Source organism: Chitinophaga sp. RAB17, assembly GCF_052114225.1.
In the GTDB taxonomy this organism is placed as follows: Bacteria; Bacteroidota; Bacteroidia; order Chitinophagales; family Chitinophagaceae; genus Chitinophaga.
On sequence record NZ_JBFREI010000007.1, the window covers coordinates 109863 to 125330 of the forward strand.

Annotated in this window: 9 protein-coding genes; 6 read left to right on the forward strand and 3 right to left on the reverse strand. The window is 46.8% G+C overall.

Annotated elements, in window-relative coordinates:
* Window positions 1-8: 8 nt before the first annotated feature.
* Entirely contained in the window at window positions 9-3083 is a 3075-nt protein-coding gene (locus AB4Z08_RS22755) for a SusC/RagA family TonB-linked outer membrane protein (protein WP_441576088.1), read from the reverse strand.
* A 183-nt stretch (window positions 3084-3266) separates the two neighbouring features.
* Here AB4Z08_RS22755 and AB4Z08_RS22760 point away from each other — a divergent pair, with 183 nt between their 5' ends.
* The 5 genes from AB4Z08_RS22760 (at window position 3267) to AB4Z08_RS22780 (ending at window position 9843) form a co-directional block, all read left to right on the forward strand.
* On the forward strand, window positions 3267-4148 hold the full coding sequence (locus AB4Z08_RS22760; RefSeq protein WP_441576089.1) for an AraC family transcriptional regulator: 882 nt from the start codon (window positions 3267-3269) through the stop codon (window positions 4146-4148).
* Between the two features lie 142 nt (window positions 4149-4290).
* Window positions 4291-4980 (forward strand): RraA family protein, encoded by a 690-nt coding sequence (locus AB4Z08_RS22765; RefSeq protein ID WP_441576090.1) that lies wholly within the window; start codon window positions 4291-4293, stop codon window positions 4978-4980.
* Window positions 4981-4998: 18 nt separating this feature from the next.
* Entirely contained in the window at window positions 4999-7863 is a 2865-nt protein-coding gene (locus AB4Z08_RS22770) for a glycoside hydrolase family 2 TIM barrel-domain containing protein (RefSeq protein ID WP_441576091.1), read from the forward strand.
* 12 nt (window positions 7864-7875) lie between these two features.
* Window positions 7876-9042, forward strand: a complete 1167-nt coding sequence (locus AB4Z08_RS22775) for a mandelate racemase/muconate lactonizing enzyme family protein (RefSeq protein ID WP_441576092.1) — start codon at window positions 7876-7878, stop codon at window positions 9040-9042.
* Between the two features lie 6 nt (window positions 9043-9048).
* A complete protein-coding gene (locus AB4Z08_RS22780; RefSeq protein WP_441576093.1) occupies window positions 9049-9843 on the forward strand; it encodes an SDR family NAD(P)-dependent oxidoreductase in 795 nt (264 codons plus the stop codon).
* Between the two features lie 94 nt (window positions 9844-9937).
* Here AB4Z08_RS22780 and AB4Z08_RS22785 read toward each other — a convergent pair whose 3' ends face one another.
* A complete protein-coding gene (locus AB4Z08_RS22785) occupies window positions 9938-10933 on the reverse strand; it encodes a YXWGXW repeat-containing protein (protein WP_441576094.1) in 996 nt (331 codons plus the stop codon).
* A 258-nt stretch (window positions 10934-11191) separates the two neighbouring features.
* Complete coding sequence (locus AB4Z08_RS22790; protein WP_441576095.1) at window positions 11192-11995, reverse strand: DeoR/GlpR family DNA-binding transcription regulator; 804 nt, start codon at window positions 11993-11995, stop codon at window positions 11192-11194.
* 301 nt (window positions 11996-12296) lie between these two features.
* Between AB4Z08_RS22790 and AB4Z08_RS22795 the strand changes: the two genes are divergently transcribed.
* Entirely contained in the window at window positions 12297-15467 is a 3171-nt protein-coding gene (locus tag AB4Z08_RS22795) for a SusC/RagA family TonB-linked outer membrane protein (protein ID WP_441576096.1), read from the forward strand.
* Window position 15468 lies beyond the last annotated feature (1 nt).

A 15468-nucleotide genomic window follows, 5' to 3' on the forward strand; every position in this document is an offset into this window, starting at 1 on the left:
TAACACGGTTAGAAAGTAAGGTTGATGCCCACAGTATTTACTTTTACCTGCGGGTAGTCGTAGCCGCTGGCGCTGTTGGTCGCTTCAGGATCTACCCAGCTGTAAAAATTCGTGAAAGTGAGGATGTTCTGCCCGCTGTAGTACACTCTGGCTCCCTGTATGCCGGCACGTTTTAACCAGGTGGTAGGGAAAGTATAGCCTACCTGCAGGTTCTTTAACCGGAGGTAAGATGCATCTCTTACCCAAAAGGAAGATGGATTGGTAGAAGCATCATTTTGCGTATAAGTGTTCCATAAACGGGGGAACTTATCAGTAGGATGCTCCGGCGTCCATCTGTCGAGTAATGCAGAAGTAGGGCGACCAATTTTATCGCCTGCGGTACCCAGCAAAGCACCCTGTATGAAGCCTTTCACACCGGCTGCTCCCTGCAGGAATACAGAAACATCAAAGCCTTTCCAGCCACCACCCAGGTTCACACCGTAGGTCACTTTAGGAAAATAACTGCCCAGGTATACGCGATCATTACCATCTATCACACCATCGCCATTCTGATCTTTGTATTTCAGATCACCGGGTGCGATCTTACCACCGGTCTGTTTTGCATGCTTATCTACTTCTTCCTGTGTCTGGAATATACCTTCTGCCTGATAGCCGTAGTAAGAGTTTGCCGGATGGCCCACTTTCAGATAGGTGGCGCCGGTAATAATCGGATCGGTACCATCCAGGTCCGTGATTTCGTTTTTAATGAAGGCCGCATTGGCGGTAATGCTGTAGGAGAAGTCACCTTTTTTCTCGTGGTAACCAGCTGCTACTTCCCATCCTTTGTTTCTCATGGTACCGGCATTCTGCACAGGTGCAATGAAGCCATAGGTGCCGCCTACAGGTACATTCAGGAGGATATCACGGGTGTCTTTGATGAAGTAATCTACAGACAAGGAAATGCGGTTGTCAAGAAATCCGGCGTCTATACCCAGGTTGGTAGATTGCAGTGACTCCCAGCGTATATCCGGATTTGCGCCCATGACAGGGGAAATACCACCGGCAATACTGTTGCCAAAGGTGTAGTTCTGTCCGGCGCTGATTACTGGTATATAAGGATAGTTACCCAGTTTAATATCGTTTTTCTTCACACCGCCGATGTCCTGGTTACCCAGTTGTCCCCAGGAGCCACGCAACTTTAACTGTGGTACAATATGTCTGGCTTCTTCGAAAAATGCTTCTTCAGAAATATTCCATCCGGCAGAAAAGGAAGGATACAGTCCCCAGCGGTTTTGGGACGCAAAACGGGAAGTGCCATCGTAGCGAAGATTAGCTTCCAGCATGTATTTGCCTTTGTAATCATAGTTAATCCTGCCAAAGAAAGATTGGAGTGCTACTTCATAAGCGGAACCGGTTGCCTGCTGACCATCTGCGGGTCCTGCATTGAGTTCACTCAGCTGGTTGTTGAGGAAGTTTTTGCGGTATCCCTGCAGGAAGCTATACTTCGTGTATTCGTGAGAGTAGCCACCCAGTATTTTGAAGTGATGGTCTTTGATGGTTTTCTCGTAATCCAGCAATGCCTGGAGCGTAATCACATTGTAGTTGTCATTAAAATCCGTGAGGGAGTTAGGTCCCTGATACAGTGTTGGATTACCGGTTTTGGCATCGTAGTACTGAATATCTTTAATAAACTTTTTAGACTGTGTGAGGTCCATAGTGTATCCGAGCGTAGGCTTGAAATGAAGCCCTCTGGCTATTTCCAGGTCAACGCCGGTAATGCCGAGTAAGCGGTGACGGAACTCTTTGTACTGCGCGCCGGATTCCAGCCATGCCATCGGGTTACCATCGTTGATATAACCGTAGTAGCCATTGCTGGTTTTGTAGGGCACGTTGGCGCCTATACGATTTGCCTGCCGGATCACCTGTGAAAAGTCGCCTGTATAAGGGTTGGTAGGCTCCCGCATATCGGAGAGGGAATAGGAGATATTGGCGAAAACAGACAGCCTGTCGTTAATTTTGCTGTTAAGGTTCAGGCGTGTGTTATATCTTTTAAGGCCGGAATTTTTGATGATACCATCCTGTGCCAGGTAGCCCAGTGAAAACAGGTACTGTGTTTTGTCGCTGCCTCCGCTAAAGTCCAGGTAATGATTTTGCTGGTTGCCTGTACCGCTGAAAACAAGGCCTTGCCAGTCGGTATTGGGATAGTTATCCGGATCAGATCCGTTTTTAAATTTCTCGATTTCAGCATCGGTATAACGTACGGGTCTGCCTTCGTTTTTCTGCACCTCGTTGAATAAGGAGGCCGCCTGCCAGGAAGGTAGATAGTCGGGCAGATGTGTAGGTTTTTGTTTACCGAAATAACCATTGTAGTGCACCCTTATGGTGCCGGCCTTTCCTTTTTTGGTAGTGATGATCACCACGCCATTAGCCGCTCTGGATCCATAGATGGCCGCAGATGCCGCGTCTTTCAGTACGGAAATAGACTCAATATCATTAGGATCTACGTTCGTCATGGCACTGGCATTATCATCGTTGGTAGACATCACAATACCATCTACTACCACCATGGGGTTTTTATTGTTAAGGGTACCGATCCCCCTGATACGGATGCTGCCGGCATCTTTACCGGGTTGTCCGCTGGTTTGCGTAACTGTTACGCCTGGCATTGTTCCCTGCAATGCAGAAGCCACGTTGGTAACGGGACGGTCTTTCAGCTCCTTGCCGGTGATAGCACTTACCGCACCGGTGAGATTTGCTTTTTTCTGCGTACCATAACCAACTACTATTATTTCACTCAAACTGCTGGAGCCACTGGCCATACTGATATTGAGTACGCCGGAGGTACCCGCTGCCTGTGCAATTTCATCATATCCTACTGCTCTGAAAATCAAGATAGAACCGGCGCTGACAGGCGCCTGTAAAGCATAACTGCCATCCGGTTGCGTAACCGTACCTTTGGTGGTGCCTTTCAGCAATATGGTGACACCTGGAATAGGGGCACCCGTACTTTTGTCTTTTACTGTTCCTGTAATGGTTTTGTTCTGCGCATGTGCTGCCCCGGCCAGCGCCAGCAGCAGAATAAGAAACCTGGTGAAACGATGCATTTCTCGGAAGTTTTGGTTAATAAAAAAGCGATGTTGACACAAAAACAAAGTTGGCTACAACCCTCGCCATTACCTCCAACTGGATTAACCGCTTTTGAAACTATTTTAACCACATATTTATATTTATATGTTAATAAAGGTGAAATCAGTTTGAATGTCTGGGATATCCCTTAATTTCAATGTATGAAAGCGCAGTTTATTGAAGTGGGTACACCCGCTACGAAGACGATTCATATTAAAAAGATCAACACCGACTATCTGCAATCCCCCTTTCATTTCCACGAACTATGTGAGTTGGTCTGGATACAGGAAAGTCACGGGCAAAGAATTGTGGGAGATCATATTGATCATTTCCTGCCTGGTGACCTGGTCCTGATGGGACCTAATCTGCCGCATATCTGGCTGAATGATGCCACCTTCCAGGACGCGCCGGTAAAAGGAAGTGTGAAGTCTATTGTGGTCTATTTTCCCGCTAACTTCCTGCAGCAGCTGTCGGAAGAAGAAGAAATTATTGCACCCGTAAAGCGCTTGGTAGAAAGAGCGGAGCGGGGCGTGCGTTTCAAAGGGAATACACAACGGGAAGTGGTAAAGCTGCTCGCCGGAATCACCCGGCGTAAAGGGCTGGGTAAACTACTGGACTTTATGAAGATACTGGAACTGCTTACCGACTCCGCGGAATTTGAATACCTGAGCAGCATGCAGTTCGAAAATTCCTTTCAGCCCAAAGACACGGCCCGTATTAATGTGGTATACCAGTACCTGATGAATAATTTTTCGGGAGATATTTCCCTGCAGGAAGTATCCGCATTGGCGAATATGACGCCACCTGCTTTCTGCCGTTATTTTAAGAAACATACGGGTAAGTCGCTGACCCGTTTTATCAATGAAATAAGAATAGGTCACGCCTGCAAACTGTTACTGGAAGACAACCTTAGCATAGGAGAGATCTGTTATGACAGCGGTTATCAGAATCTCACCAACTTCAATAAATTCTTCCGGAGCATAAAAGGAGAGAGCCCCAGTCAGTACCGCAAATCTATGAGAGCATCTACGGGGAAAGAATAGCCATTTCGAAATTTTATTAATATCAAAAAAGATATTTGCAGCTATTTTGGGTTAAAAAAGTTGTGATGTTGATTAAATTAGTTGGATGATCCCGGGTAAAGGAGAAATATCTTTGAGTTATTTAAAGGTAACCTGAATAGCCATGGATAAATGGAAAAATGACGATGAACTTTTTTCACTGATAAAAGCGGAATTGTTTACCGCCGTAGTTGGTGATGTAATGGATAAAATTGGCCTGCTACGGCAGTTTTTACCACCACAGATCCAACCCCTGGACGCCGCCATGGTGGTAGTTGGACGGGCAATGCCGGTACTGGAAGCGGATATGATTTCCGGAGAGCAGAGTGTGCACAATACGGTATTGCAGCAACCCTTTGGTTTGATGTTGCAGGCACTGGATGACCTGAAAAAAAATGAAGTATACATTTGCTCCGGTTCATCGCCTACCTATGCTTTATGGGGAGAGCTGATGAGTACCCGCGCCATGAAGCTGGGCGCTGCGGGTGCCGTTGTAAACGGCTATTCCCGTGATACACGGGGTATTTTACAATTACAATTTCCTGTATTTTCTTACGGTCGTTATGCGCAGGATCAGGGTCCGCGTGGTAAAGTAATGGATTTCCGGGTACCCATTGAAATGAATGGCGTTATTATACGTCCGGGTGATATCGTGGTGGGTGATTTAGACGGCGTTTGTATTGTGCCGCAGGAAGCCGCCACGGAAGTGTTCCGTCTGGCGCTGGAAAAAGCGCGGGGAGAAAAAACGGTGCAGGACAGGATAGAAAACGGGATGTCTGCTTCCGCGGCTTTTGCGAAGTACGGTATTATGTAAATGTTTAAAAACGAAACAGTGATAAAGAAAGGTGTTCTATTTGGATCCTGGTTATTATTAAGTCTGTCGGCGTGGGCACAAACTGAGGTGGCTAAATTTGATATTCCCCGGTTGTCGCCACGACCCACTACAGTAAAAGGAGTAGCGGTGCCATTGTTATCACTGAATGGAAACTGGTCGTTTTCAAACGGCCTGGCAGGTACTGCTGCACCAATAGCAGTGCCCGGAGAGTGGGTGATGCAGGGATTTCAATTGAATGAAGGCGATACAGCGATATACCGCAGGGACTTCCAGGTGCCTGCCGATTGGCAGGGTAACCGTGTCATGATCCGGTTTGACGGCATCAGCTCCTGGGGGAAAGTATTGATAAACGGGAAAGTAATCACAGAACATGAAGGAGGCTTTGTTCCTTTTGAAGCAGATATTACAGACGCACTACAAGCCGGCGATAACCGGCTGGAAGTACAGGTACAGGCACTAACGGTATCGGATAAACTGGGATGCGTTTCGCAATATGCAGTGCATACCGTGGGGGGCATCTTACGAAAAGCTACGTTATTTGTGTTGCCTGTTGCGAATATAAAAAGACTGGATGTCACTACCCGCCTGAGCAAAGATTATACGAATGGGACCCTGGATATGGATATGCGGACCACCACTGCCAATGGGAATATGCACTATCGCTTAACAGATGCCAGCGGTAAAACGGTACTGGATAAAACACTGGCATTATATGAACCACAGCAATTACCGGTTGGCCGTATACAAACATGGAACCCTGAAAGTCCCTACCTGTATACCTTAACCGCAAGCCTTATCCGGGACGGGCAGGTGCTGGAAGCCGTTACGCAAAAAGTAGGTTTCCGCGAAGTAAAAGTAAGTGGCAGTCTTTTACTGGTAAATGGTAAACCCGTGAAATTGCATGGCGTAAACCGCCATGACGTGCATCCTTTGCTGGGCCGTAGCATTACGCCGGAATTATCGCGGCAGGATGCGGAATTGTTTAAGAAAGGTAACTGCAATTATATCCGTACTTCTCACTATCCACCCTCAGAAGAGTTCCTGGCAGCAGCAGATGAAGTGGGACTTTTTGTAGAAAGTGAATCTGCTATCTGCTGGATACAGCACGGCGCTGCGCCGTTGTGGAAATTATGGAATTATAAAGATGAAAAATACCTGCCCTATTTTATCAGGGCAAACGTAGAAAAAGTAAATGCACAACGGAATCATCCCAGTATTATCATCTGGTCGCTGGCCAATGAATCACTTTGGAGTCCTTTGTTTGTGCAGGTAAATGCCATTGTAAAAGCTATAGATCCAACACGGCCTACTACTTTTCATGATCAGTGCTGGGGCGGATTTAACAATGCGCATAGTCAGGCCGATATTGCCGTATATCACTATCCGGGTATCAACGGTGCAGCGGCAACAGATACCATGAAACGCCCGGTATTATTCGGGGAATATGCACACGTTTCCTGTTACAACCGCCGCGAATTGCTGACAGATCCTGGCATCAGAGCTGCCTACGGGGCGCCGCTGGCCAGCATGTATGACTCCATGTATCATCATCCCAATTGTTTGGGTGGTGCTATCTGGGCGGGTATAGATGATATCTTTCACCTGCCGGATGGGCGTATTGTGGGCTATGGTCCCTGGGGGCCGGTAGATGCATGGAGAAGAGAAAAGCCGGAGTTTTACGGGATGCGAAAAGCCTATGCTCCGGTAGTGGTAACGAATATGCAGGCACCGGTGGTAAAGGGAAAACAATTGTTTTTGAATGTAGAGAACCGCTTTGATTTCACCACGCTGACAGCTGCCAATATACATTGCAGCATAGATGGACAAGCGGTGAAAATAACTGGCAACATTGCTCCGCATGGCGCCGGGACATTGCAGGTGCCGGTGAGTGTTTCCTCCGGAGTAGTGGATCTTTCTTTTACAGATCCTGCCGGTAAAGTAGTCAACGAAGAGCGTATAACGCTGAAAGCTGCATCGGTTGCGCCTGCAACGGCACCAGTGAGATTAAGCTACACACAAAATGAGCAAGCATATACGATTCAACAGGGAGACCATACCTTTGAAATCAGCCGGTTAACAGGCTTGATCGTATCTGCGAAAAAAGGAGAACATACTATTTTGTCACAGGGACCGGTTTGGAGTGTGGTGCCGATGAACAGTGAAGACGGCGGAAAGCCCAATGTAGCCGGAGAAACGTATCAGAATAATATCTACCCACTGAAAAATTATCCGCTGTATACCCTCTTTGCCACTTCATTGGAAATAGCCGCGAGCGACAGCGGGATTGTTGTCAAGGAAGCCGTTACGTATACAGCAGCAAAAGGAACGATCCGGTATCATTTCCGGCCGGATAATAAAGTAAGCATGACCTACGAAATGCACTACCGGGGCGAAGATTCCCTGCCACGGCAATATGGAATGCTATTACAGTTGCCAGCCACCTTTGATCATCTGAGCTGGACCCGGAAAGGTAGTTTTTCTGTTTACCCGGCAGATGATATTGCCCGTAATGAAGGGAGTGCTACTTTGCAGGCGCAGCATATCAATGGCGTAGAGCCCTGGGGAAAAGTACCGGCAGGTAAATGGAAAGATGATGCCAACGAAATGGGCAGCAATGATTTTCGTTCTACCAAACGTCATATCCTGCTGGCTTCCCTGAAAGATGCGGCCGGTAACGGGATTACCATTGTATCGGATGGGCATCAGTCGGCCCGCAGCTGGCTGCAGGATGCACACCTGCAACTGCTTATTGCTGACTACAGCAATAACGGGTCTGAGCCTTTTTATGGCTCGCCGTTTACAGATAAACAACATAAACTGCCATCACTTGTTAAAGGTGAATTGGTATTTACAATAGATTAACTGATTAGTATCATGAAAATAACTGATGTTAAGGTATGGCTGGTAGAAGGGGTGAAGTACAACTGGACCCTGTTGAAAATTTACACAGATGAAGGCTATACCGGTGTGGGAGAAGCCACCAACTGGCCGGGCAGCCCCATTGTATATCATGCAGCCAAACATGTAGGAGAGCGCATCATCGGGATGGATCCTATGCGTACAGATTTTATCTGGACCAAACTTTACCGTGACCTGAACTGGATAGGTCCTTATGGTGCGAGTCTTTGTGCCATCAGCGGTATTGATATGGCCCTGCTGGATCTGAAAGCAAAAGTATTGGGGGTGCCTTGCTACGAATTGCTGGGTGGTGCTTTCCGTAAAGATATTTTGCTGTATGCCAATTACTGGTTCACGGGTGGGGCACATACACCGGAAGACTATGCAGCACAGGCGTTACAGGTAAAAGCAGCCGGTTTTACCGGGTTGAAATTTGACCCTTTCGCCCATGTCAATTATTTTTATGGGGAGGACTTATCTTCCAACCTGAACCTCAGCGTGGCGCAGCAGGACCTGGCATTTGATGTGAGCAAGGCCGTGCGTGATGCGGTAGGTCCGGAGTTTGATATCATGATAGAAACCCATGCTATGCTGAATTTCAGGGTAGCCGTGAAAATGGCGCAGCGACTGGCGGCGTTGGATATTACCTGGTACGAAGAGCCGGTAGGTCCTGAAAGTGCGGATACCCTGAAAGCTGTAAGGGAGCGGCTACCGGGCAATGTAGCCATTTGTGTGGGAGAGCGGCATTATACCCGTCATGGGATCCGGCAGGTGTTGGAGAAACAGCTATGCGATATTATTATGCCTGATATCACCCGCTGTGGTGGTCCTTCAGAGATGAAACGGATGGCTACCATGATGGAAGCATATAATGTATTGCTGGCGCCGCATAATCCTAACGGACCTTTATCTACCATCGCCAGTGCGCATGTATGTGCTTCGGTGCCTAATTTCTTCCGGCAGGAGTTTATGTTTAATGATGTACCCTGGAGAGATACGGTGATCGATCATCCTATCAAAGACATGATCAGTAACGGGCATCTGCATTTGTCAGATCGTCCGGGCCTGGGAGTAGACCTGGTAGAAGCAGAAATGGAAAAACATCCGGGCATTTTGCAACCCCGTCCCGGATTTTATGTTTAATAAATTATGGCATTACAAATATCATTAGCCGGAAAGGTAGTCCTGGTATCCGGAGTAACCTCCGGAATAGGGAAAGGCATTGCGCAGATGATGGGGGTGGCTGGTGCGAAGGTGGCAGGCTGTGGGCTGGAAACAGCCGATAGTCCTGCTGCCCGGGCTTTCCTCAGCGACCTGCTGGCAGCAGGTGCAGAAGGTATGTACACGCAAACAGATGTCACCGATGCCACGCAACAGGCCGGCTGGATAGCCGATGTATTAGCTGCCTGGGGGCACCTGGATATCCTCGTGTCCAATGCCGGTGCCAATTTCTTTGAAGGTGCGGCCAACTGCTCAGAAGATATGTGGCAGCAAAATATGGAACTGAACCTGTCGGCGCACTGGCGGTTGTGTAAACTTTGCCGTCCTTATCTGGAAGCGAGCGGACAGGGTGTCATTATCATTATCAGCTCTAATCACGCCAATGCCACGTTGCCGGGATGCTTCCCTTATAATGTCACCAAAACAGCATTAACGGGACTCGTAAGGGTGCTGGCAATTGAATGGGGCCCAGCTATAAGAGTAGTGGGACTGGCACCTGGATTTATAGATACACCGGGCAACCAACAATGGTTTGCTTCTTTCCCGGATCCGGTGGCTGAGCGGGCGCGTACCGAGCAACTGCATCCGGTGAAACGGATTGGTACGCCTGAAGAGGCTGGCGCCTGGTGCGTTTTCCTGGCAGGAGACTATGGTGGCTTTGCCGCGGGAACCACTTATTTGCTCGACGGCGGAAGATCGGCGTTGTTGCAGGATGTTACGTGATCATCACCTGACATCAGCATTCATAAAAAAGCCGTCTGCCAGGTGCTCCCTGCAGACAGCTTTTTTTTTACATTGGATGAAATGAATAGGGTATTCAATGTCTTCCATGTCCGCCACCACCGTGACCGCCACCACCAACACGTCCACCGCCGCCGCGGGCCATACCGCCGCCTGACATATGTGGTTGTGAAAAATGTGGCTGGTGTTGCATCGCTACCTGGCGATTGCCACCACCGTTGTTAAAATGATTTTCTCCCCGGGTCGCATTAAAATGATTTTGTTCGCCGCCAGCATTATTGAAATGGTTGCCGCGATCGACATTATTAATATGGTTTTGCGCTGCGGCATTACCAGGTTGATTAATATGATTTTGCTGTGCACCTCCACGGTTCCCATCAGATAACGTGGTTCCCTGTCTCGCCTGGTGGTTGCCCACATGTCCGTTATTTTCGGCGCCCACCTGGTTTCTGTTGAGTCCAGCCCTTTGTTCGTGCGATAACTGTTCAGAAGTAGCTTGTATATGGTGGTCACGCATGGCTACCTGTTCTTCGCGGCCGGGTCTGGCGTTAATGCCACCGGGTCCGTTGAAGCTGCTGCGGTTATTGACAACCGTTCTGTTGTTGATATAAGTATTATTTACGTAGGTGTTATGAATGACCGTGGTATTGATATTCGAATACGCGGTGTTGTAATGGTAGGCATTGCCCCGCCACATACCGCCATAGAAGCCGGATCCGCCATAGCCATAGCCGTAATTAACGCCGCCGTAAAATCCTACGTGAGGACCCCAGTAGCCACCATGCCAGCTATAAATGCCACCTACAAATCCCCAGTAACCTGGGGTCCAGAGCACGCCTACACGCGGTGGCCGCACCCATACACCCGGTATCCAGTAATAACCTGCGGGTCCATACGCCCAGTAACCCGGTGTCCAGATATATCCGTCGTACGGACAAGGGGGTTGGGTATATACCCGCAATGGAGGAGGAGCCACCCGGATGGATACGCCAACACTTACCTGCGCATATGTGGTAGATCCGGTTCCCGTTACTGCTGCTAACAACAGTAAGGCGATGATGACCTTTTTCATGATTTAATGTGCTTATTCGTGATCTTGGACGGCATTGCAACAAAGAAGTTTAAAAACTAATAATCATCGATGTAGCAGGAAAAAATACGCAGGTGGTGAATGAGCTGTCTACCGCTTATTTCGATTGGGCGAAACAAACCGGTGTAGTGGAATATGATAAAATAAAACCGGCTTCTTTTTTTGATAAGAAGCCGGCGAAATAATATGGAAGCCCTGATAATTGCTCCCTGTAATGTTGTTTATAAGGAGCAATTGTTTTTATAAGATGGTCAGGTTTTTAGCCTTGTAAGGCTGCAGCTCAGGACTATCAGCAGGCAGTTCTGTAATCAGATAATGGATATCCTGCAGGTCCGCTATTTTCATCTTCATAGAAGAATTCAATTTCTCCGAAATAGCCAGTATTGCTACTTTATCGGTGGCTTTGATCATGGCTTTTTTTACCTGTATGGTTTCCCAATCCGAATCTGTTAAGCCATTCACCGGATCTATTGCGTTGGTACCAATGATACAGAGATCTGCTTTGATGTTGGAAAGATATTCAAATACTTCCCCACTTACTGTCATCTGGCTATAGGCAGATATTTGTCCGCCAATCACAATCGTTTTTATCATCGGCTTATCAAGTAGTTCTACTGCGGTGAGTACGTTTACCGTAATAAAGGTAGCGCGCAGGGTAGCCGGAATCTTTTTAATGAACTCCCGGATGGTGGTACCACCACCAATCAGTACAATCATATCATTCCAGAGTAGCTGCAGCGTTTTTTCTGCAATCACCAGTTTATTGTTCTGTGCATAGGTCTGTGATTCATGACCATAATGGTAGGCAATAGACATGGCGCCCCCTTTGATCTTCACTACTTCCCCGTCATCCGCCAGCTCATTTACATCGCGCCGGATGGTATCTTCTGACACATTGATCAGGCCAACCAGTTCGGTGTATGTAATACGGGTGTGGATGTTCACCTGTTGTATAATTAACTGCTTCCTCGCTTTTTTAGTGAGTGAAACAGGAGGAAGCTGATCCTGCGTGTTAGTACTATCCATAGCGTTGCGACGATTCAAAGGGTGATGATAGTTAAAAATCCCAGCATTTGCAAAGATTCGGACTGCCGGGTAAAATAATACTAGCGCAAAAATATAGGTTCATCCCTGATTTTGCACTTTTATTACAAGAAATAATTTTTCTGCAAAAACTATAAATTAATAAAATATTAATAATCAATTAGTTATTATATTAATGATTTCTTGTAGGTGCATAATTTGCAATTATTATTTGCAAATAATTTGCAAAAATAAATCTATTGTCTATTTTAGAGCAGTATTTCCGCATTATTTGAAAGAACTATCAACCAAACCACCCATGATGAAAAATGTCATAAAACTGACAACTTTCACAAAACTGATTTTGCCTGTAGTCGGCTTATTGTTTTGTCTTGGAAGTAAAGCTCAGACATCTGCCAACAAGCCATCATCCATTTCCGGTACTGTAAAAGGTCCGGATGGACAACAAATTATTGGCGCCACTATTTCCCTGTTATCTGCCAAAGGAGTGGGTGCTGTTACTGATGCAGAAGGAAAGTTCACCTTGCGTATTCCTGCTACACATCTGGCAGATATTACCCTTGCCGTTAGTTATATAGGGTATGAAAGGAAAGAAGTAAAAGTAGCACCCGGACAAACACAAATCAACATTCAGCTGGAACTGGCTTCCAAAGCGCTGGGAGAATTGGTAGTAACGGCGTTGGGTATCAAAAAGGAGAAAAAAGCACTGGCCTATGCAGTTACAGAAGTAAAAGGAAGCGATTTTACCCAGGCACGTGAAATCAATGTGGCAGATGCCTTGACCGGAAAAATTGCCGGCGTAAACTCTGCCAGTCTTGCTGCCGGCCCAGGTAGTTCCAGCCGCGTAACCATCCGTGGTACTGGTTCTCTGAATGGAGAAAGCCAGCCGCTGTATGTAATCAACGGGATGCCTATTGACAATACCACACAGAGTGTTCCCGCCAGCGGCAACGGTGCCATTGGTCTGAACAGTGATCGTGGTGATGGTATCGGCGGTATTAATGCAGATGATATTGAATCCATTACTGTACTGAAAGGTGGTCCTGCTGCTGCGCTCTATGGCGCCCGTGCTGCCAACGGCGTTATCCTGATTACTACCAAGAAAGGCGTAAAACAAAAAGGTATCGGCGTGGATTACAACACCACCTTTACCGCAGAAACTCCTGCTATTCTTCCTGAGTGGCAATATGAATACGGTTCCGGCCAGAACGGCGCCAAGCCAACAGATAAATCATCTGCCATCAGCGCTGGTCGCTTGTCATGGGGACCTAAAATGGATGGAAGCAATGTAGTGCAGTTTGACGGTGTAAGTCGTCCTTATTCTCCACAGAAGAATAACATTAAGAATTTTTACAGAACCGGTAACACCTTTACCAATACGGTTTCTTTTTCAGGTGGTAACGAAAGCACTACTTTCCGCGCCTCCCTGTCAGACATGAATAACCATGGTCTGGTTCCTAATCAGCATCTGAACAAAAAGATATTTTCTGCCAGCGTCAACTCCAACCTGAGCAAAAGGCTCACCGTAGAAGCATATGCACAGTACAATGTAGAAAAAGCAGAGAATAGAACAGGCGTATCTGATGCACCCGGTAACCTGAACTGGAGTACTTATATGCTGGCCAACACAGTGGATATCCGCAATATGAACCCAGGCTATGATAAAGATGGTAATGAAGTAAAATGGAACCCTTCTGACTTTGCCGGCAATCCTTATTTCATTCTCAACAAATTCGAGAACAATGATAACCGCAATCGCTTTATCGGTAATGTGAGCATCAAATATAATCTCCTGGATAACCTGTTCATCCGTGGTCGTGTAAACCATGACTATACGAATGCAGGTTATGTAGGTGTAGTTCCTTCCGGTACTGCCTATGCATCTGATGGATTTTATGCGCAATCAAGCACCGCTATCACAGAAACGAATAGTGAACTGACCCTGAACTACCAGGCTAAGCTGAGCAGAGACTTTGGTTTGACGGCCATGGCTGGTGGTAACCAGCGCAAAGGTAAATCTGATGCCATCATTTTTGACGGTAAAGGCTTCTTTGAACCTGGTTTTTATGACCAGTCCAATGTGAAGAATTTAAGCGTTAAAAATATTAACCAGCGCCAGGCAACCAACTCGGTATTCGGATCAGTAGATCTGTCTTTCAGAGATCTGTTGTTCATTTCAGCCACAGGGCGTAATGACTGGTTCTCTACGCTGTCTCCTAAAAAGAATAACATTTTCTATCCTTCAGTAGGCGCCAGTTTTCTGTTGTCAGAAGCGGTGAAAATGCCATCCTGGGTAAATTATGCAAAAATAAGATCCTCCTGGGCACAGGTAGGTGGTGGTGCACCTTTGGCTTATGCACTGAACCAAACCTACAGCATGGTACCTGGTGGTGGACATCTTGGTCAGCCATTGCAAACACCTACACAAACAAATGGTGTTGGTTCCGGTTTGTTGATTGCGCCTAACCAGGATCTGAAACCATTTACCTCTACTACTATAGAGTTGGGTGTGGAAGGTCGTTTCCTGAACAACAGACTGTCGGCAGACATTACGGTGTACGATCGTAAAACAACCGATGATATTATGCAGGCAGCTATTTCTCCTGGCTCAGGGTACAACTTTGCTTACCTGAACGTAGGTGAAATGAGTAATAAGGGTATTGAACTGATGTTTTCAGGTACACCTGTTAAGAAGAAAGATTTCTCCTGGGAAGTGAGCTTTAATGCGGCCTATAATAAAAACGAAGTACTGAAACTGAATGATGGTCTTGATAAACTGCAACTGGATGCGGCGGTAAACAGCTATGCTTTCCTTTTTGCAGAAGTAGGCAAGCCTTATAGTATGATCAAAGGATTCGGTGCCAAGAAGAATGCGCAAGGTCAAACCATCTATAATAAAAACAATGGCTACGAAGTAACCGAGCAAAAAGATCTGGGAACAGGTATTTCTCCATGGACTGGCGGTATTACCAATAGTTTCCGCTACAAACAGTTTAACCTGAGCTTCCTGATCGATGGTAAATTTGGTGGTTATGTTTATTCCGGTACCAACCTGTATGCTACCCGTTTTGGATTGAATAAAATTACCCTGCCAGGCAGAGAAAACGGATTAACGGTAACAGGTGTGGACACAGATGATAAGCCTTTTACCAAAACGTTTACCTACAGCACCGGTTTGCAGCAGTATTATGACAACTTCAAGAATATCTCTGAGAAATTTGTGTATGATGCGAGCTTCATTAAATTAAGACAGGTAGTCATCAGCTACAACATTCCAGCGAGCACACTGGCCTTCGCGAAAGTGCAGTCAGCCACCGTTTCGTTCGTTGCAAGGAATCTCTTCATTCTGTACAAGAACACACCGAATGTGGATCCTGAGTCTGCCTTCAGCAATTCGAATGCACAAGGTTTTGAAATGTTCGGTGTACCACGTACCCGGAGTTATGGTATCAACCTGATGGTAAAACTGTAGT